At 40.7% G+C, this 19,935-nt stretch carries 19 protein-coding genes; 3 read left to right on the top strand and 16 right to left on the bottom strand.

Annotation, left to right across the window (positions count from 1 at the left end):
- Window positions 1-78: 78 nt before the first annotated feature.
- On the bottom strand, window positions 79-1,779 hold the full coding sequence (locus tag LI074_RS01430; RefSeq protein WP_144137218.1) for an AAA family ATPase: 1,701 nt from the start codon (window positions 1,777-1,779) through the stop codon (window positions 79-81).
- Between the two features lie 207 nt (window positions 1,780-1,986).
- Between LI074_RS01430 and LI074_RS01425 the strand changes: the two genes are divergently transcribed.
- Window positions 1,987-2,802: a hypothetical protein gene (locus LI074_RS01425; protein WP_227311061.1), complete on the top strand. Its 816-nt coding sequence runs from the start codon at window positions 1,987-1,989 to the stop codon at window positions 2,800-2,802.
- 64 nt (window positions 2,803-2,866) lie between these two features.
- Here LI074_RS01425 and LI074_RS01420 read toward each other — a convergent pair whose 3' ends face one another.
- The 9 genes from LI074_RS01420 to LI074_RS01380 all read right to left on the bottom strand — a co-directional run bounded on the left by LI074_RS01420 (window position 2,867) and on the right by LI074_RS01380 (window position 12,440).
- Entirely contained in the window at window positions 2,867-3,571 is a 705-nt protein-coding gene (locus tag LI074_RS01420) for a response regulator (protein WP_025576945.1), read from the bottom strand.
- Window positions 3,564-5,129 carry an ATP-binding protein gene (locus LI074_RS01415; RefSeq protein WP_173697724.1) on the bottom strand — a complete coding sequence of 522 codons (1,566 nt, stop codon included), beginning with the start codon at window positions 5,127-5,129 and terminating at the stop codon, window positions 3,564-3,566. Before LI074_RS01415 ends, LI074_RS01420 begins: the two co-directional genes overlap by 8 nt.
- 72 nt (window positions 5,130-5,201) lie before the next feature.
- Window positions 5,202-5,849: a potassium channel family protein gene (locus tag LI074_RS01410; protein WP_118408269.1), complete on the bottom strand. Its 648-nt coding sequence runs from the start codon at window positions 5,847-5,849 to the stop codon at window positions 5,202-5,204.
- Between the two features lie 19 nt (window positions 5,850-5,868).
- On the bottom strand, window positions 5,869-7,206 hold the full coding sequence (locus LI074_RS01405; RefSeq protein ID WP_173697723.1) for a TrkH family potassium uptake protein: 1,338 nt from the start codon (window positions 7,204-7,206) through the stop codon (window positions 5,869-5,871).
- Window positions 7,207-7,340: 134 nt separating this feature from the next.
- Window positions 7,341-7,511 carry an ArsR family transcriptional regulator gene (locus tag LI074_RS17670; protein WP_173697722.1) on the bottom strand — a complete coding sequence of 57 codons (171 nt, stop codon included), beginning with the start codon at window positions 7,509-7,511 and terminating at the stop codon, window positions 7,341-7,343.
- A gap of 11 nt (window positions 7,512-7,522) precedes the next feature.
- Entirely contained in the window at window positions 7,523-10,021 is a 2,499-nt protein-coding gene (locus LI074_RS01395; RefSeq protein WP_173697721.1) for an ABC transporter permease, read from the bottom strand.
- Entirely contained in the window at window positions 10,014-10,715 is a 702-nt protein-coding gene (locus LI074_RS01390) for an ABC transporter ATP-binding protein (RefSeq protein WP_008704772.1), read from the bottom strand. The genes LI074_RS01395 and LI074_RS01390 overlap by 8 nt, the downstream gene beginning before the upstream one ends.
- A gap of 139 nt (window positions 10,716-10,854) precedes the next feature.
- On the bottom strand, window positions 10,855-11,784 hold the full coding sequence (locus tag LI074_RS01385; protein ID WP_008704786.1) for a sensor histidine kinase: 930 nt from the start codon (window positions 11,782-11,784) through the stop codon (window positions 10,855-10,857).
- A complete protein-coding gene (locus LI074_RS01380; RefSeq protein ID WP_008704787.1) occupies window positions 11,772-12,440 on the bottom strand; it encodes a response regulator transcription factor in 669 nt (222 codons plus the stop codon). Before LI074_RS01380 ends, LI074_RS01385 begins: the two co-directional genes overlap by 13 nt.
- 714 nt (window positions 12,441-13,154) lie before the next feature.
- Here LI074_RS01380 and LI074_RS01375 point away from each other — a divergent pair.
- Entirely contained in the window at window positions 13,155-13,697 is a 543-nt protein-coding gene (locus tag LI074_RS01375; protein WP_128868207.1) for a Uma2 family endonuclease, read from the top strand.
- Between the two features lie 131 nt (window positions 13,698-13,828).
- Here LI074_RS01375 and LI074_RS01370 read toward each other — a convergent pair whose 3' ends face one another.
- The 5 genes from LI074_RS01370 to LI074_RS01350 form a co-directional block, all read right to left on the bottom strand.
- The gene (locus tag LI074_RS01370; protein WP_173697720.1) at window positions 13,829-14,857 is read right to left on the bottom strand and encodes an SdpI family protein; all 1,029 of its coding nucleotides are present in this window, start codon (window positions 14,855-14,857) and stop codon (window positions 13,829-13,831) included.
- Window positions 14,841-15,146 (bottom strand): autorepressor SdpR family transcription factor, encoded by a 306-nt coding sequence (locus tag LI074_RS01365; RefSeq protein ID WP_196801867.1) that lies wholly within the window; start codon window positions 15,144-15,146, stop codon window positions 14,841-14,843. Before LI074_RS01365 ends, LI074_RS01370 begins: the two co-directional genes overlap by 17 nt.
- Before the next feature lie 265 nt (window positions 15,147-15,411).
- Window positions 15,412-16,017, bottom strand: a complete 606-nt coding sequence (locus tag LI074_RS01360; RefSeq protein WP_173697719.1) for a TIGR04100 family radical SAM protein — start codon at window positions 16,015-16,017, stop codon at window positions 15,412-15,414.
- Between the two features lie 44 nt (window positions 16,018-16,061).
- Window positions 16,062-16,598 (bottom strand): TIGR04002 family protein, encoded by a 537-nt coding sequence (locus tag LI074_RS01355; RefSeq protein WP_173697718.1) that lies wholly within the window; start codon window positions 16,596-16,598, stop codon window positions 16,062-16,064.
- Between the two features lie 66 nt (window positions 16,599-16,664).
- Window positions 16,665-17,534, bottom strand: a complete 870-nt coding sequence (locus LI074_RS01350; RefSeq protein WP_055053409.1) for a pyridoxamine kinase — start codon at window positions 17,532-17,534, stop codon at window positions 16,665-16,667.
- Window positions 17,535-17,697: 163 nt separating this feature from the next.
- Here LI074_RS01350 and pdxR point away from each other — a divergent pair, with 163 nt between their 5' ends.
- The gene (gene pdxR / locus LI074_RS01345) at window positions 17,698-19,011 is read left to right on the top strand and encodes a MocR-like pyridoxine biosynthesis transcription factor PdxR (protein ID WP_173697717.1); all 1,314 of its coding nucleotides are present in this window, start codon (window positions 17,698-17,700) and stop codon (window positions 19,009-19,011) included.
- A gap of 199 nt (window positions 19,012-19,210) precedes the next feature.
- On the opposite strand, the gene LI074_RS01340 is transcribed toward pdxR, so the two are convergent.
- The gene (locus LI074_RS01340) at window positions 19,211-19,855 is read right to left on the bottom strand and encodes a precorrin-8X methylmutase (protein ID WP_173682835.1); all 645 of its coding nucleotides are present in this window, start codon (window positions 19,853-19,855) and stop codon (window positions 19,211-19,213) included.
- Window positions 19,856-19,935: the final 80 nt, after the last annotated feature.

The following is a 19,935-nucleotide window of genomic DNA, read 5'->3' as shown; positions in this document are numbered from 1 at the left end:
TCTTCTTTAAAGGATAACGTGACAAGACCTCATTACCGTTCGTTCTGCATCCGGTAATGAGGTCTGAATATTCTGTGTTCACTGTTTGTCTATTCTCATCAGCACCTTACATTTCTTTCTGTAACAGGCGATTCCATATTTTATGATTGTATGAATCCCTTCCTGCTCTAACGCCTCAGTATATCTGATATCTATAATCTGCTGAAGTGCTTTTTCGCACTCTCCCTGAAGATTTCCGTCATCTGCATATTTTACTTCGATCACAATTCCCACATCTTCATCTTCTATACGGATCAGAATATCCCCGAATCCATCTCCTGATTCCCGATTGGACATTACTGACCAGTTCTCTTTGAATCCCAGAATACCAAGCAGCAATCCATGATAGAAATTTTCTTTCGTTGGTTTCCGGGCAAAGGTATCTCTTATGCTGATCGTTTTTTTCATATATTCTGTAAAAATCAACTCTACTTTTTCCGGATTTTGGTTCAGCAGTGCATCACACAAATCGCTGACTGTTTTTCCATCGTCCTTTACATTTTCTTTGAACATTTTCAAAATATGGTTGGTGATAATATTTCGGATCTCTCTGTTGGGAATAACCAGATTATATCTGTTACCACTGGGTTCCCCTCTCTGTGTCAGATATCCGGTCATAAAAAGTGTGCTCCACAGATTGTCTATGGAAGAATATAATTCCTTATAGGTAAGCTCAAAATTAATTTCTTTCTGGACAATCCCTCCATTTACCAGCTGTTCCAGCTCCATTCTGGTCAGCTTCTGTGGTTTTCCCACACTGTCAATGAAATGACTGATCACACTGTTTCCACTTGTATTCGCCCAGTAATTCTTCGGTTCCAGCCCGGGATCTGCCAGATGATCGCTGCAGAAATTGATCACATCCCATGGACAATAAACATCCACATTTCCAAACCGGTAGCCGTCATACCACTCTTTCACTGTCTCATAATATTTTTTCTGTCCATAATACCGGAGGAGTTCCTTTACTTCCTCATCTGTAAATCCAAATGTTTCATCAAAACTCTTATCTGTAATGGAATAAACCTTAAAGTTGTTAAGACCTGTAAAAATGCTTTCTTTTGCAATCCGCAGGCATCCTGTCAGCACTGCGAATTTCAGACTGTTGTTGGTTTTTAATGCGTTCTCAAATAAATTACGGATCAGCAATACCATTTCATCATAATAGCCATTTTCATTTGCCTTTGCCAGAGGTACGTCATACTCATCGATCAGAACAATTACTTTGCTGCCATAGTGCTTTTCCAGCAATTCTGTCAGTTCACGGATACTGTACACCAGAGAATCGTTTGTCATTTCTTTTTTCTTTAACTGTGTCAGTAATTCGTGATCTGTTTCATCAAGCTCTGTGCTGTCTGAAAGTACGGATAGTCTGCGGGCTTCTTCATTGATTGTTTTTATGAGAAATCTTCGGGCTTCCTCATATGTGGCACCATTAATTCCCTTCAGACTGACAGAAACCACCGGAAATTTTCCCTGATATTTTTCACATAATTCCTGATTATCTGAAATCCTCAGCCCATCAAACAGAGTCTTATCTTTTCCAATCTCAAAAAAACTCTGGAGCATACTCATATTCAGGGATTTTCCGAAACGTCTCGGACGGGTAAACAGGTTTACTTCACCCCATCTTGTAAGCAACTGTTCAATCAGTCGTGTCTTATCTATATAATAGAAATCTTCCTGCCGCAATTTTTCAAAATTCTCAATTCCAATTGGAAGTTTTTTTAATCCTGCCATCTTATATCCCCTTCCATTTATAAAGCATACCTTATTATTGTTATCCGTCTTATTACTTTTCATAATAGCATGAATCCTATGGTAATTCCAGAAAATAATGTAACCTGTTACTATCGCAAGTGACAGTGGCAAACGAAGCAAAATATGTAATAATATGATTGAGATACTTGCAGAAAATATTAACAGAAATGGAAGGTGATGAAATTTATGAAGATATTGAAAAAAGCAGGAGGGGTTCTCCTTGTAATAATCGGAATATTCTTTTTTGTATCTGCTTTAAAGATGATCTTTGTGGATAACCCCAAAACAAAAGCAGCTCTGAAAGACGCAGTTTACGTTGATGCAGCAGATACGATCGACCCGGAAAACGATGGAAAGACAGTCATTGTATGCGGCACATTTGAGCTGACTGAACCGGCACATGATGATGAGCTTGGACTGGACTTTGACAGCATCCGCATTTCAAGTTCAAAACAGACAATGAAATTAACAAAATCTTCTTCCAAAAAGAAGGAGGCAATGACTGACGACGAAAAGAAATATGGCGTTCTGGAATGGAATTCATCTTTCAGCAGCATGCCGGTATCAGGCCAGGGGAAAATTGGAAATTATGCACTTTCGCAGGATTTTATTGATGATATTATGCTGACCAAAACCTGGGAAGATTACGACAAGGCAGCATTATCATCTGCCGGTTATACATATGTACCGGATAACACCTATACACAGAAGCATTTTATAGAACCATCGAACCAGACGACACGTTCACATAAAGAATATGATGTTCGTTATTATTATTCTGCTGCTGATTTCGAAACAGGGCAAACCGTAACTGCTATCGGCATACAGGACGGACAGACTCTCAAATCCGCACCCGGAATCACAAAGAATCTGATGAAAAATAAACTTGACCGCGATGAAGCGATCAAACAGGGCGGCACCCCAGGTGTAGGAGCCCAGATCTTTTCAGTTGTTTCCTCATTGCTGTTAATATTGGGAGGGTTCCTTCTTATTATATTATGAGAAATAAATCTATAGCAATCCTCTTAAATGCATTATTTACGAGGATTGCTATAAAAAGAGGATATTACTTTTCAATTCTAAGCATGCGATATCCAATGCCAATATGTGTCTGGATGTATTGCACTCCATTTTTCTCAGGCTCCAGTTTTTTTCGCAATGTTGCCATAAAAACTCTAAGAGAAGCAACGTCATTATCCGAACATCGTCCCCAAATCTGCTGGGTAATATAGGTATGTGTCAATACCTTTCCCACATTGCGGGACAAAAGGCAGAGCAGCTTATATTCTATAGGTGTCAGATGCAATTCCTCTCCCTTCAGATATGTACAGCCTGCCGTATAGTCTATCTTTAATCCACCATTCTCAAAAACAGAGCTTTCTATCTGCTCTCCGCTCTGCATAACCGCAAGTCTCCTCTGGGTGACACGGATACGCGCAAGTAATTCCTCAACAGAGAACGGTTTCGTAATATAATCATCCGCTCCTGCATCCAGCGCCTCTATTTTATCTGTGTCCTCACTTCTGGCGCTGATCACAATAATCGGCATATTCGACCAGGTACGGATTTTTTTTATCACTTCTACCCCTTCCATATCAGGAAGCCCCAGATCCAGAAGAACAATATCCGGATTGTGGGACGAAGCTTCCAGAATGGCTGAAAATCCGTTTTCTGCAGCCAGATATTTATAGTCATGTGTTTTTAATGTAGTAACGATCAGATTGCGTATGGGTCTGTCATCCTCAACCACCAGAATTAATGTTTTATTCATTTAATGTCACCTCGCTTAAGGGTAAAGTAAAAGTAAAATTGCATCCATGAGGATCATGATCTGTCAAAACCAGGGTTCCTTCATGTGCTTCTATAATAGAGTGGCAAAGTGCCAGTCCAAGTCCCAGACTTCGGTGACTATCCGCAACTGTTGTTTTCCCTGTATAAAACATCTCAAAAATATGTGTTTTCATTTCTTCCGGAATTCCCGGGCCATTATCTTCCACACTTATCTGCGCTTTTCCATCTGTTTTCGTTCCCCGAATGCAGATCACAGAACCCGGTGGTGTATATTTTATTGCATTGTCAACTAAATTTACCAGAACCTGCATAATAAGACGTACATCCATACGTGCAAGAACAAGTTCTTCGCAGTCTGTCACAATTTTATAATCATCATGTTTCCGGCTGATATGCCTCAGGGATTCTGCAATCACCTCATCCAGAAGCTGGTCTGTAAATTTAAATTTCAGTCTTCCGTCATTCAGTCTGGTAATGGAAAGCAGATTCTCCACAACTCCGATCAGCCATTCAGAATCATCATAGATATCGCTATAAATCTGATGTTTTGTAGCTTCGTCCAGACGGTCGCTATTTCCAAGCAGCATATCTGCATTACCGGAAATGGAGCAAAGCGGCGTACGAAGATCATGCGAAATCGCCCGAAGAAGATCTGCCCGCAACTGTTCATTTTTGGCCATAACTGCATTTTTTTCTTTTTCTAATGCATTTTTCGCATTTTCCATTGCAAGCGCACATTCATTTATTACAGACAACAGGATGCTGTATTCAAAAGTGTCCAGTGTTTCTTTTTGCAATGGTATCCCGATCACACCGTAAACATTATCCCCGCTCCGGATTGCCAGATATAAACATTTAGCCTGAGGAAAATGGTGTGTGGACGCACCGGCATGCTGTCTGTTTTCACAGACCCATCTGGCTATCTGCTGCTCTTCTGGTATCAAAAAATCTTCTGTGTCCTCTTTTTCCCCGGAAAAAAGCTTTCCCTCTGATAAAGTTCCGTTTTCTACTACATATGCTGTAATATTGCGGTTTAATAAACGGAGAAGCTGTGTACAGGTGACATCAAGAATCTCTGTTTTCCCTTTTGCATTTTGCAGCAGACGGTCTGTATCGAACAGAATCTGTGTACGAAAAGCAAGCTGTGTAGACAGCTTTGCATGTGTTTTCAGCTTTGCTGCAAGTGCTCCCGTAAGTACGGATGAAATAAGCATTATGAAAAATGTCACCGGATAACCCACCGCATAGGTTTTAAAAGACATCCTTGGTTCTGTCAGAAAAAAACAAAATAAAAATACACTTAAGAAAGAGCCTGCCACACTGCAAAGATAGCCATCTGTCACAATCGAAGTAATCAAAACCCCCAGAATATATATGGTTACAATATTCGTATCCGTAAAATTCAGTTTCTGAAACAACAGACCAATTAAGGTGCATACCACAAATATAAATACCGTCAGAAAATAATCCTTTGCAGACGGTTTTTCCATAGACCATGTAAATGATCGTTTCTGATGATTCACATTTTTTAAATTCATCCTGTCCCCCATCTTTTTTACTGTTTTGAAAATTATATCATGGGGCTGTGTTGTGGTCAAAAATCTTTTTTACTATATGTGGAAGCACTTCTGAAGAGCTCTGTATTCTCCCAGCACCAGTAATTTACTATTCTCTTCCAAATACGTATCCGGAGAAATTGCAATATTAAATTCTCCTTCATTTTTTACTGCCAGAATATTAATATTGTAACGCTTTCTGATATCCAGTCCGCCTACAGTTTTTCCAGTCCATTCCTCTGGCACTTCTACCTCAAAAATCGCATGGGAAGCATCCACCTCCATATAATCAAGGATATGATCATCTGTGTAACGGATAGATGCCCATTTTGCAACCTGCTTTTCCGGATAAACCACCTTATCTGCACCATTGCGCAAAAGAAATTTTTCATGGACATCACGTTCAGCTCTGGATATTACCAGTTTTGCTCCCAGTTCTTTCAGAAGGGAAGTTGTCTCAAGAGAATTCTGAAAGCTTCCTCCAATAGTCACAAAACAGATATCGTAGTTTCCAATTCCAAGGGATTGTAAAAATTCAGCATTGGTACTGTCCCCGATCTGGGCGTTAGTCACAAACGGAAGCACTTTGTCCACCCTTTCTTCCTTCCAGTCAACTGCCATAATTTCATGCCCAAGCTGATTCAGCTGCATGGCAATATGTCTTCCAAATCTTCCAAGTCCAATAATCAATACATTCTTCATAATATTACTTTTCTCCTTCTCATCCAACTGTAATTTTCTCCAGAGGAAGCTTTGCATTTCCCTTGTTTCTTCCTGATAATACTGCATAAATCAGGGTCAGGCCGCCTACACGTCCCAGATACATCAATATGATCAGCACAACTTGTGAAAAAACATGAAGTCCCGGTGTGACTCCCAAGGTCAGACCTACCGTACCCACAGCTGAAGCTGCTTCATACAAACAATCTAAAAGGGGAAGGCCTTCGTATACGCTGATTGCAACACCTCCACAAAAGAACAATGTAAAATACAGCATGGCTATTGTGGCTGCATTTTTTATCACATGATACTCCAGTCTCCGTCCAAAAGCCCCTGCATTTTCCTGACTGCGAAAGGTTGCAATTGCATTCAGAATCAGTACCGTAAAAGTGGTTGTTTTCATTCCTCCTGCTGTAGAACCCGGCGAACCACCGATCAGCATTAACAGTATCATAACCGCTTTGGATGCCTCGCTCATCTCTGAAATGTCTATGGTATTAAAGCCGGCAGTTCTTGTAGTTACCGATTGAAACATGGCAGCTAACAGGCGTTCTCCTGCAGGCAGGTTTTTCAGATCACAGGCAAAGAAAAAAACTGCCGGAAAAATAATCAGGCATACAGTAGTCATAAGAATAATCTTGCTTTGCATGCGGTAACGTTTAAAATTCATTTTATTCCTATAAATATCATCCCAGGTAAGAAAACCAATTCCCCCTGTGATGATCAGCAGCATAATTACCACATTTATAAGGATATTTCCGGAATAGCCCGTCAGAGACGGAAAAGCATTATCTGCTGTTCCCAGAATGTCAAATCCTGCATTACAAAAAGCAGAAACAGAATGAAAGGCTGCCATCCAGATTCCCTTTAAGCCATAATCCGATACAAAAACCGGCAACAATAACATAGCTCCTGCTGCTTCAATCAAAAAAGTCCCCTTTAAAATGAACCTTGTCAATCTGACGATTCCTCCAACTTTAGGTGCTGAAATTGCATCCTGCATTGTACTTCTTTGCATGAGAGATATTTTTTTCCCTGAAAGAAGCGAAACCGCTGCCGCTACGGTTACTACTCCAAGTCCACCTATTTGTATAAGCGCAAGAATAACTGTCTGTCCGAACACAGACCAGTAACTTCCGCTGTCCTTTACTACAAGTCCTGTAACGCATACTGCCGAAGTGGCTGTAAAAAGTGCCTCATGAAATGGCGTCGGCACTTTCTCCAAAGAAGAAACCGGAAGCATCAGCAAAATGCTTCCCAAAAAGATCACGCCTGCAAATCCCAGAATAATTAGCTGAAAAGACGTCAGGTGTTTTTTCTTACACATTTTTTCCGGCATAAATGATCATAACTCCTTACTAATGATTCTATAGCAATATCTTCATAATGCGTTTTATTATATACAATTGCTTTCAAAGATAGTATAAAAGTCTATGATTCCGTATTAAGATTGTATAAAGACAGTCAATACTTTTACACAAGACGTATCAGCATATTGCATAATCTTATTGATGTAGAACTGATCAGATCAGCATCCTTTAATATTGCCAGATGTCTGGATATGGACGCCCCCGTCACCGAAAAATGTTCACATATCTCTCTTGCTGAAAGCCGTCCGCCCTTTAACAAATTTAATAGAAACACATCCTGTCAGATCACTCAACTCCTTTAATCCTCTCAACAACAGTTCCATTCTTTTCCAAAATAATCCAGGTAAGCACTGGAACCATAGTACAAACCAGAAAACTGATTCCCACTGCAAATAAAAGTGGAATTAATGGCACTGAAAAAGCAATCCCCCGATAATTCATTGATTCATAAAGAAGATACGTTACTCCCATTCCTACTGTTAGCGTAACAAGCCATGCGCCACCTGCATAGAGAACTCCTTCCCTGACCAGCATTCCAAGAAGCTGCTTCGGGGTCATCCCGATACTCTCCATAACCGAAAGCTCCGTCATCCGGCTCTGCACATTTACTACAAAAGTGTTCATGTAGTTCATGATTCCGATAAAAGCCAGAATCAACACAATCCCGATTCCCAGTTGCGGCATATTGCCCTGTGCTTTTTCAATCTCATCCGCATCTTCGATTTTGGATTCCCAGGAAAAGTCTTTTGCATTGTCACTTTCTTCTAATAACGACAGAATTTCTTGCTCTGTATCTCTATCATATTCCTTGTGATATTTTATGCTGGTCTTTAGTGTAATTGGATGATTGGCAAATGTTTTCACCACCTGATCACTGGCTATAATCGTCGGTGGGTATCCAAGGAGTGCTGTATAATAATTCTCGTCCGTAACTCCTTCTATGGTAAAAGATTTTGTCGTTTGTTGATCTTCATACAAAGCACATGTCACATTTTTTCCTATTATGTCAGCATCTGAAAGATCCAAACCATTTCGATAAACAATACATACTTTTCCCGAAAGGAAGTCCTCTTTCTTTATCGGATGCGTAAGACTGTTATTTAAATAATCAAATTCCTGTTCATCAATTCCAATCAGAGAGGATCCAAAATTCTCAGGATGATTCTGATACTCGTGCTTTTCCTTACTATATGGAATGCTCATCCACTTTGCATAAAATTCTTTCATCCACATCTCAGCAAAATCCGGTTCCCATGGAACTGTAATCTCGGCAAATATCATAGAATGTACTTCAGAGACTCCGGCATTTTCTTTGATTGACTTCACGAAAGAATCATCCAGAATGTCTCTTCTGTCTTCTGATTTTTCTTTACATGCCGTATCATTTTTAATGACCATGTCCGTATCCATATAATTTGACACTATGGTTCTTGCTGCCTGACTGTCCAGCATGGTCACAATACAAAGGTACACAGACAGACTGGCTGCCAAAGACAACAGTACCATCGCAGTTCTTTTCTTATCCTTTGTAAACTGCTCCATGGAAAGTCTTGCTATTACTTTCCCATTTCCTGCTTTTCTTTCTTTTACGGTTTTGTGGGTCGGACGATAACCAAGCGCTTCTATTGGAGAGATATCTGCTGCCATTTTTGTCGGTTTTTGGCTGGCCAGAAAGATGGTAACCCCAACCAGTAAGATGGTTGCCAGCAGAACTGCCGGATGAAAACGAACCATATCTGCTCCAACATAGCCACTTTTGATTCCAAGTGATTTTACAACAACAGGAATCAGGAAAAAGGATACCATCCCACCTGACAGACATCCAAGTACTGTCCCTGCAGATCCGATCAGAAGCATCTGTTCCTTCATCATCCTTTTTATCTGCTTTTCCGTCATTCCGACCGTCTGAAGCAGGCCATAATAACGAACTTTTCCAGCTACGGAAAGATACATAATATTATAAATAAGCAGATACGCACACAAACAGGTAACTGCAATCAAGCCAATAAGGCCTGCCAATATCTGAACCGATGCGCCAAGATCTTCCATGAAGAAAAGATTCTGCTGCTTTCCAAGATTCATACTTTCGATAAAAGCATTCTGCTCTGTTTTTGTCATTATTTTCTGCTTAAAATCCATAAAGTAACGACCGGAAGCTGCCTGCGAAAGCTTCCATCCCGATTGGTCATAGAATTCTTTCGAGACATAAAACTGTTTCTTGGATCCATATCCGTCCCAGATCCCACAGATTCGAAAAGTCCCTGTAAAGATTCCCTCATATGTTCCATAAGACATAGCAAGGGTATCGCCTACCTCAAGATCTTCGTAACCACATTCTTTTAAAGCGGATTTTGTTACCATTATCTCATTCAAAGCTGTCGGATATCTTCCTTCCAGCTTTTCTCTGACAGGCTCCATCATCTGTGTCCAATATCCATCATCTGCCCAGATCAGTCCCACATCAGGTGTGGAATCCTGATCTGTTTTTTCTACCCATCCACAGACTCCCACCGTACCTGTTAGAACGATATCCGGGTTGTTCTCACACATTTGCCTCTGTTCATCCGTCACTCCATACATAATTGCATCAAACTCAGCTCCTGACATACGGATATTTTGAATTTTCTGAAGCCTAAAATAAGAATCTCCAACTGTGAATATTGTGAATACCAAAAAGGAAGAAAGAAGAACCGCAAGGAACAAAGTAATGGTCTTTCTCCTGTTTACTTTTAAAGCATTCCTTGCCATCCTTTTAATCACTTTCTGATTCGGATTCTTAAGCATAGGAATCACTTCCTTTCCTGGTATCTCCTACAATCTTTCCGTCCTCAATATGTACGATACGATCTGCAAGCTGCGCAATGTCTCTGTCATGAGTGATCAGAATCAAGGTCTGACTGAACTGTCTTGCTGCCATTTTCAAAAGTCCAAGTACATCATGACTGGTAACCGAATCCAGATTTCCCGTTGGTTCATCAGCCAGAATAATGGCGGGCTTCGCCGCAAGCGCCCTGGCAATCGCAGCCCTCTGCTGCTGTCCACCGGATAATGTTCCAGGAAGAGCTTCCCTCTTCTCTGCCAGCCCTAAAAGTTCCAGTATCCCATCCACATACTCCACATCAACCTTTCTCCCATCCAGTTCCACCGGAAGAATAACATTCTCATATACATTAAGATCCGGGACAAGATTATAATTCTGAAAAATAAACCCGATCTTTCTTCTGCGGAATATGGCAAGCTGTTCTTTTTTCAGCCCCAGAAGGCACTTACCCTCTACCAACACTTCCCCTTCTGTTGGCACATCCAGTCCACCCAGCATATGCAAAAGTGTACTTTTCCCGGATCCGCTTTTTCCGATAATAGCAACGAATTCCTGATCTTTCACACGAAAATCTACGCCATCCAATGCCTTTACCGTATTTGCACCCATTTGATAGTATTTCTTTAAGTTCTTTGTCTCTACAATGTATTCTCTCATTGGCTTGCCTCCCTTTTGACATTTCATGATATCAGGGTCAAAAGACCTTTTTACCCTTTTCATAGAATATCTCACAAAAATCACAAACCTGTCTCAATTTTTAATTATCACAGAATTGTGACAAGCCCTGCCGATTATGTTACGGTTCATTCACTGGAAAATACAGGCGAAAACACGCCCCTTTTCCTATTTCAGACTGTACTTCTATATATCCCTTCTGAAGCTCCATGATTGTTCTCGCAAGATATAGTCCGATTCCAACTCCTGGTTTATCATGAACCTCCGGCTCACGGTAAAATCTTGTAAAGATTTCTGCCTGCCTTTCCGGTGCAATCCCTTTTCCAGTATCAGAAATACTGATTTTAAAAAATAATTCCTGTCTTTCTGCCTGAATACGGATTTTTCCACCAGACTCTGTATACTTGAGTGCATTGTCCAGAATATTATAAATTACTTCCTCCGTCCATTTGCTGTCATGACGGATCATCATATTTTCTTCGCAGTTCACATATAGATTAATCCCCTTCAACGCCGCCTCCGGAACCACATCGGCAACTGCATGGCGGATTGTTTCGTATAGATTTTGGTCTTCCTTATGTATTTGCAGAATTCCCGTTTCGAGCCTTGACATTTTTATCATGTTCTGCATTAAAAATTCAATTTTTTCCATCTGCCCTTTGATTTTTCCCAAAAACTCCTGACCGTTTTGCGAAAACTCCTCATCCTCAAGGAGTTCCAGGTATAGTTTTATATTGGCAATGGGTGTCCTTGTCTGATGGGAGATATCAGAAATCAATCCCTTTACTCTTTCTTTCTCACGAAAACCGTCTTCTTCTTTTTTCCGAAATACGTTCCCGGCTTTCGCTAATTGTGTTCCTGTTCTTCCCCAGAGGCTATCCTCCAATTCTTCTTCCATGTTCCATTCTTTTCCCGTTACGATAGCATCCAGAGCATCTTCCACCTTTTCAGCAAACAACTTCGCTTCTTTTTTTATCCGGTAATTTTTCCATAACAATACCAGTACTGCTGCAAATAAAATTATCATTATGATATACATCAGCCAATCCATTGATACCCCATCCCGTATACATTTGAAATATATCTGTGATTCTCATCTTCGATCTTTCCTCTCAGGCGATTTATGTTTACTGCCAATGCGTGTCTGTCCACAAACTGTCCTCCACTATCCCATAACCGTTCCAATAACAGATCATAAGTCAGGAGCTGCCCCCGGTTCATAAGGAATTGACAAAGCAGACGGTATTCTGTCGGTGTAACAGAACTTTCCTGACCTTTTACCATCACTCGTGCATTATCCAAATCTATATATAAATTCTCATCTGTAAAAATCCGATGGTTGGCCGACGCAGTTCTTTTTAAAATGACATCGATTTTTCTAAGTAAAATCTTCATCGAAAATGGTTTTGTAACGTAATCTTCTGCTCCGGATTCGTATCCTGCCAGAGCATCCTCCTCCATATCCCTGGCTGTCAGGTAAATGACCGGAACTTCTCTTTGCTTTTTTACCCACTGGCAAAAAGAGAATCCCTCGCCATCTGGAAGATTCACATCCAAAAGGATTAGATCTATCTGATTCTCAATAAAAGTCTGTTTTCCTTTCTCCATAAAAGTCACACCATAAACTCCATATCCTGACTTTTTCAAAGAATAACAGATTGCCTGATTCAAATCATAATCATCTTCTACAACTAATATATACTGCATATCCTATTTCCTCCGATACAAATTCTCACAAAGATATCCCTGTATAGTGATGATACTCTTCCATATTGTACCACAGACTTTTCCTGGGTATGGAAAAAAAAGAAAGAATCTCAATTTTGTGATTATCTGCCTCAAATTGAAAATCGGTTTGAACCGTTGGCTTTGATTGAACAACTCTTGGACGATAACCATCTGGTGTTCCGTTACAATGTAAAATTGATTTAGGGGGATATGTCAAGATATTTATATAAAAATCCAGAATATAAGCCCAGAATGGTTGAATTTTCAGCATTCTAGGCTTAAGTTGACCACATTGGGTACCCCAATGAATTGAAGCAGGGGACTTCCTTGTTTTGGTTAAATCCCATATTCCTTATATAACTGCTCTCGTTTCTCAGGATCTGTCGATGCCATCTGGATTTCTTCCATTCTCTGATCTTGAATCAGCCGGTTAATCAAATCTCCTAAACGAGCTTCTCCATAAAAATAATTGGCTTTTCCATCTTATATCTGATACAATAAAATTACTATCATAGAAAAAAGGTAATTCCAAACAAGTTCTACATCAAGAGGCGCAAAGCGCCGCATTTTCATAGACATATGTCAAGTACTTTTTGAAAAAAGGTAGTAAAAAATAAAAATGGAATTTCAGAAACCGAAGAATTCAAGGCTTAGAGATTCCGAGAGTCTATTGAATCAGAAGGGAGAATTCTTATGCCATTACCCAGAGAACAGGTTTATACAACAGATGATATCTATGCTCTTCCTGATGGAGAGCGGGCAGAGCTGATTGATGGACAGATTTATATGATGGGTACTCCATCACGCATTCATCAAAAACTGGTCGGTCAGCTATCCCGGATTATTGGTAATTATATTGAATCCAATCATGGTTCCTGTGAGATTTATCCTGCTCCTTTTGCAGTCTTTATTAAGAAAGATGATAAAAACTATGTTGAACCAGATATCAGTGTGATTTGTGATAAGAACAAGCTCTCAGACCGAGGATGTGAAGGCGCACCTGATTTCATTATTGAAATTGTATCACCTTCCAGCCGTAGAATGGACTACTATAAAAAATGTGCATTGTATGCAGAGTCTGGTGTCCGTGAATACTGGATCGTTGATCCGGAGAAGCAGCGTACAATGATTTATCGTTATGAAGATGATGCAGCCCCTATGATCGTACCATTTGAGCAAGACCTGGCAGTTGGAATCTACAATAATTTTATGATCAATGTTTCTAAGTTACTGTAAAAATAAAACCGCCTCTGCTGGTAACAGAGACGACTTTTAAGAATCTTTATAGTTGTAAATAACAGGTATCGCGATTTATAACCGCAATGCCTGTTATTTTTGCTTCTTTTTCTGATTCGGTGAAATACACACTAATTCATCTGGCATTTCTCTCTGAGAATGTCATAGATTTTCTTTGTTTCTGAGTCATCTGCGCCATTTACCACCAATATTTTTCCGCCTATATCCATAACTACATATGAGTGGCAGGATGCATGGGTGTAGCGGATATAATCTCCATAAATATCATTTCTGAAATTTCCCATACCATACTTCAGGTTTCCCATACCATTTGTTCTGCGATCATTCCCATTTTGAAATAAATTTTCTTTGTATGAGATACTGTCAATCTGCTCATAACCCACTGTATAATCACTCCATCCCTGTGCCTCAACAGTAAAATCATTATCATGGAAACTGATATCAATACCACCCCAGAACAAAGTCCATATAGTAAATATTACGACAAAAACTGATACGATTACATATATCACGATTGTCTTCTTGTTATACTGGATTTTTAATTTTTCTCCGGCTGCCATTTTTTTCTTATAAAAAAGATAAGAATAAAGAATGCTGACAATTGTAGCAGCCATAATGCTCACAATATACAAAACCAAAGCAGCAATGCTTTCTCCAAAAAGGCCGCAAAACATACATAAGACACCTGATGCCACCCATAATTTTCCACTGAATCTATGAGTTGCACTCCAGTTTTCTTCATCCTGCAATGTCCATACAACCCTGATTCCTATGGTGTTATTCTGTTTCACCTTTGGCAAATAATTTCCTATGATCATAAACAGTAATCCTGTTCCAAAGTAAATTACTGCCATAAACAGATTCTCACTATCCGCATCCATACTGATCAGTCTTGCCATACCATTATAGATTAACGCGGTAACAGGTATCATCCATATGACCATCCCTATAACCTTGCTGCTCTGCTGTCTGTTCCTGTTGTCATAAAAGATGATTGTCACCAGTATACAATCTGTCACTACAAAAAACACGTTTATCCATATGCTCTGCGCCATCGTAAAACCCACCAAAATTCCTGCAAGCATTACCAGTACAGAACAGATCAATGTACCTTTATATTTTTTAATCATTTCCTTCATAATCCGATACCCCCTTTAAGTCTGTGATCCACAACATAACATCCTCCAATACAGAAGTATTTAGTTCGTAATAAATAAATTTTCCTTCCCTTTTGCTCCTGATCAGATCAGCATCCTTTAATATTGCCAGATGTCTGGATATAGACGCCCCCGTCACTGAAAAATGTTCACATATCTCTCCTGCTGAAAGCCGTCCGCCCTTTAACAAATTTAGAATCTCACGTCGTATTGGATCTGCCAGTGCTTTCAAAGTATCCTGTAATCCCAAAAGTTCATCACAGCCTTTCATTTAACATTTAACCTAATTGTTAAATATAATATAGTATAAAGAATATCATATGTCAAGTGCACTCTCTTATTGCTTATTACTTATTACTTTTTGCAATTTTCGAAGAAGGGGACTTCATCCTGCCCGGAAGGCTTTTTATGTTATAGGAACATTACGGAATAATTTCCTATAACATAAAAAATAAGCAGCCACGCACGGTAAGGTGCATGACTGCTGTAGTTTTCAGACAAATTTAAAAGCAAAAACAGAACTTTTCTATTCTGTATCACGGTGAATATTTTCTTACTCTTAACGGAATCCCATTCTGAGCAGCCAGGATTCTGCTCTGCTCTACTTTTTCCTCGCCGATCACATCTACAACTGTGAAGCGTACATCATCAAGATACTGCTTGCAGTCTCTTGCAAATTTCAGCATGGCGTCAAAGGACTTCTCGCCGTATGCTGGACGGACTACTTCATTGTAGGAAGCTGCATCCGGCATATTCAGGCTGATGGATATACTGTCTACAGCCTGACAGATTTCTTTTGCAGTAGAACGTTTGTGGATCAGATCAGATAATCCGTTGGTATTCAGCCTGATCCGGAATGGGTATCTTTCCCTGATATATTTGCTTACTGCTATGAGGTTCTCAAGAGCCATGGTCGGTTCTCCGTATCCGCAGAAGACCACTTCATTACAGTCTGAAAAATCAAACTCATCAATGGCTTTGTAAATCTCTTCCAATGCAGGTTCCTGTTCAAACCAGAGATTGGATGCCTCACCGATGGCATCCTCTGTATTTCGGATGCAGAAGGTGCATCTGCATGGACATTTATTGGTAATGTTAAAATACACCTGATTTTTATATCTGTATATGATATCTGTTGTCATTTTATATTTTCCTCATTTTAAACTCAGTTATTTTATTTTTCGTATTATTTCGCAATATTCCTCTTAAATCCGATTTTATCAAGTGCAGTACCGATGATCACAAACATAATAGCACTTCCACCTGACTGTACAATACTTCCGCTGACAGAAGTAAAGAAGGATGCTGTAAATCCAAACATAATTCCTTCTGCAATATAGTATCCTGTTGCTGAGATGGCGAATGCAAGGAATAATGCAACTACATTTCTCTTTGTGACCAGCTTTGTTCCTTTAGAAGAAAACGGAAGACAGATCAGCATTTTGATAATTATGGTTGCAGGCGCCCATACAGGTGCTGTTAGAAGATCTGCCAGGCCACCTCCGATCGCTCCTGCCGCACATGCGTAAGGTAGTGGCAGAAATGCTGCTGCCAGATAGATCATAGTATCGCCCAGATGTACATATCCTCCGTTCACCCCTACCGGAATGTGGAAGATATAAGCTGTCATTAAAGTAGTCAATGCTGCCATTACCGCTGTGGCTGTGATCCTTTTCACTGTATCGGCTGTTTTGATGTTTTCTTTTGCTGTTAATTCAGACATAATATGGTCCCTCCTGTTATATATTTTACTTAACTATCCGGCATTTGGTATCTATGATTTCCTGTTTTATATCTGTGTCAGTATCCCCAGATATTTTTCAAAGCAGACTCCGTCATTTCTGTCAGTTCCTTCTTCCACTGCATCGTGAATAGCTCCTCCCAGAAATTCAACAGCCTTCTCCACACATGCTTTCATGGGAATCCCTCTCACCATTCCCGCACTCAGTACAGATGCCAGAAGATCTCCTGTTCCGGAATAACTGCCGCCCTCTTTTACAGAAAAACACCAGTCTGCTTTTTCTTTCTCCAGAACCAGATTTCCCATTCGTGCTCTGCCGTCACTGCCGGACACCTCTACTCCTGTGATCACAATTGCTTCCAGCCCAAAACGCTGAGTCAAATCTCTTCCAGATTTTTCAATTTCCTTAAGCAACTGTGTTTCTTCCATATCAGAAAGTGCTTTCATTCTTTCTTTCATCCCCTCTTCTCCATACAGAAGAAGAAGTGCCTCTGTCAGGTTCGGCGTAATCACTGTAGCTTCTCTGACCAGAGTCCGCATTTTTTCACAGAGAGTCTCTGAATAGGTTTTGTATGTTTCCCCTCTGTCTCCCATAACCGGATCAACCAGGATATGTGTTCCCTCTGTGCAGAACATATCTACAAATTTCAGGATCAGATCCACCTGTCTGGCATCTCCCAGAAATCCTGTATAAACACCATCCGGTGTAAATCCCGTTTTTTTCCACTCGTCCATGATCAGCTCCATCCGGTCTGTATAATCATCCCAGAAATAAGATCCATATCCTGTCTGATTACTCAATATTGCGGTGGGCAGCGGACAAGCCTGGACTCCCATGGCGGAAATTACAGGAATCGCTGCTGTAAGAGAGCATTTCCCCAGACCGGACAGATCATGAATTACTGCAATTTTTTTCAATTTTTTATTCCTCTTGCTTTCTTTTATGCTTTGTATTAATATAGCATCACAGTGGATATATGAATATAGCCAGATTTAATGTTTTTTTAAGGGTCAGTTTATTTTTAACCCTATAGCAATTCAAGAATGCCATCAGCATGTTTGAAGGATCGGAGTTTTACATATGGAATTGATTTTAGATAAGAATAAAAAAAAGGAGCACCTGTATCTGGAGGTGTTCCACTATTACAGGGAACTGATCATGGAGAAAAAGCTCCCGCCCGGAAGCAGGATGCCCTCCCTCCGAAAATGTTCACAGGAACTGAGGCTGAGCCGCACTACCATTGAAAATGCCTATCTGCAGCTGGCTGCGGAGGGATATATTATTTCCAAAGCCCAGAGCGGATATTATGTGACAGATATTGCTGACAGACAACACACATCTGTCAGAAAAACAGAGAAACAGACCCAGACACCCTGCAGGTTTGATTTTGCCTCTTCAGGAGTAGATCGGGAGAGTTTCCGTTTTGACCTGTGGAGACGTTATATCAAAAGCGCTCTTCGCCAGGATGAACGATTACTGTCTTACGGAGAGCCTCAGGGTGAGGCAGATCTGAGAGATACACTTGCCGATTATGTGAGAGAACGCAGAAACGTGATGTGCAGTGGGGAGGATATTGTGATCGGTGCAGGTATTCAGAGTCTTTTGCACATCCTCTGCCCGCTCCTTGAGCAACGCCAGACTGTTTCTTTTCCCAATCCTTCCTTTATACAGGGAAGCACTGTGTTTCATGACTATGGATTTCAGGTAGATTACAGGAATAAGGACTGTGATATTATTTATGTTTCTCCTGCACATATGACAAAATGGGGTGATATTATGCCTGTTTCCAGACGCCTGGAGCTGGTGAATTACTCTGCTGCACATGGCAGTCTGGTCATTGAGGATGATTTTGAAAATGAATTTGTGTATCTGCAGAAGCCTACCCCTTCTCTTTTTGGTCTGGCAGGCGGTCAGAATGTGGTGTATCTGGGAACCTTTTCCAGACTTCTGCTGCCCTCCATCCGTATCAGTTTTATGGTCCTGCCTCCGGAGCTGTCTGCACTGTACAGAAAAAAAGCAGACCAATATAATCAGACAGCATCAAAGGCAGAGCAGATTGCTCTGTGCCAATTTATCCGGGATGGTCACTTGGCAGCACAGACCCGTAAGCTGAAACGTCTGTATTCTGTAAAGCTGAAAGCACTCCGCAGTGCTGTGCGGGAAGTATTTGGAAAAGATTCCCAAATCCAGACCGGAGCCGCAGGTACCAGCCTGGCCCTGACTCTGTCCACAACTCTTACCTGGCAGGAGCTTCAAAAAAAGGCACAGACCAATGGTCTGCGCCTGCAGCTTCTGAGAGAGGCTCCCGGTAAGATTACCCTGATCCTCTCCTGCTCCTCCATGCCTGTGGCAGATTTCGTCCCGGCATGTGAACTGTTAAAAAATATTATTTAACTCAGCTTTTCCAGCTAAGATTTTCAAAGCCTTCCTTGATTGTCGCATCTTCCATAGAGGAAATCCAAAGCCGTTCAAACGGCTTTGTTTCCTCACTTTCGATTTTTGAATTGTGCAACAAGTTGCTGCACAATTTCACAATTCATTTCTTACTTAACAATAATACGGAGTTTACCTTCTTCTTTTGTTTTCTGGTATCTCAATACCCTCTGTTATTATCAATCATATAAAGCAATGCATTACAGATACATGCGGCAACATTGCTTCCGCCCTTTCTTCCTCTGGCTACAATATAAGGTACGTCTGCCTGCATGATCAGTTCCTTGGACTGGACCACATTTACAAAGCCTACCGGCACACCGATGATCAGCTCAGGATCCAGCTTGCCATCCTCAATCAGTTCATAGAGACGTACCAGCGCAGTGGGGGCATTTCCGATGGCAAAGATCAGCTTCTTTCCCATGGCAGCAGCCTTATCCATGCTGGCTGTAGCTCTTGTGGTTCCGTTGGCTTTGGCTGTGGCAGCTACGTCCTCGTCAGAGATAAAGCAGAATACTTCTCCGCCGTAACGGGAAAGGACTCTCTTGTTGATCCCGGACTCTGCCATGTGTGTATCTGTCACAATGCAGGCACCGTCTTTGATAGCAGCAATTGCTTTCTCAACTGCATTCTCAGAGAAACAGAGATTCTCTGCATAATCAAAGTCTGCGCTTGTGTGAATACATCTCTTTACGATCAGCTCTGTTCCGGGAACCAGCTTTGTATCTCCAAGTTCCTCTGTAATGATCTCAAAGCTGCGCTTCTCTATATCCATTGGTTTTACATTTTCCAGTTCTACTTTCATTCCTTATCTCCCAAATTCCATAAATTCCCGTATACAATAGTTACATCTATCACTCATTGATCTATCTGGATTTTCACCAT

This window comes from Blautia sp. MSK18_10, assembly GCF_020553185.1.
In the GTDB taxonomy this organism is placed as follows: Bacteria; Bacillota; Clostridia; order Lachnospirales; family Lachnospiraceae; genus Blautia_A; species Blautia_A wexlerae.
The sequence above is the reverse complement of the archived record's forward strand: the minus strand, read 5'-3'. Positions and strand labels throughout refer to the sequence as shown.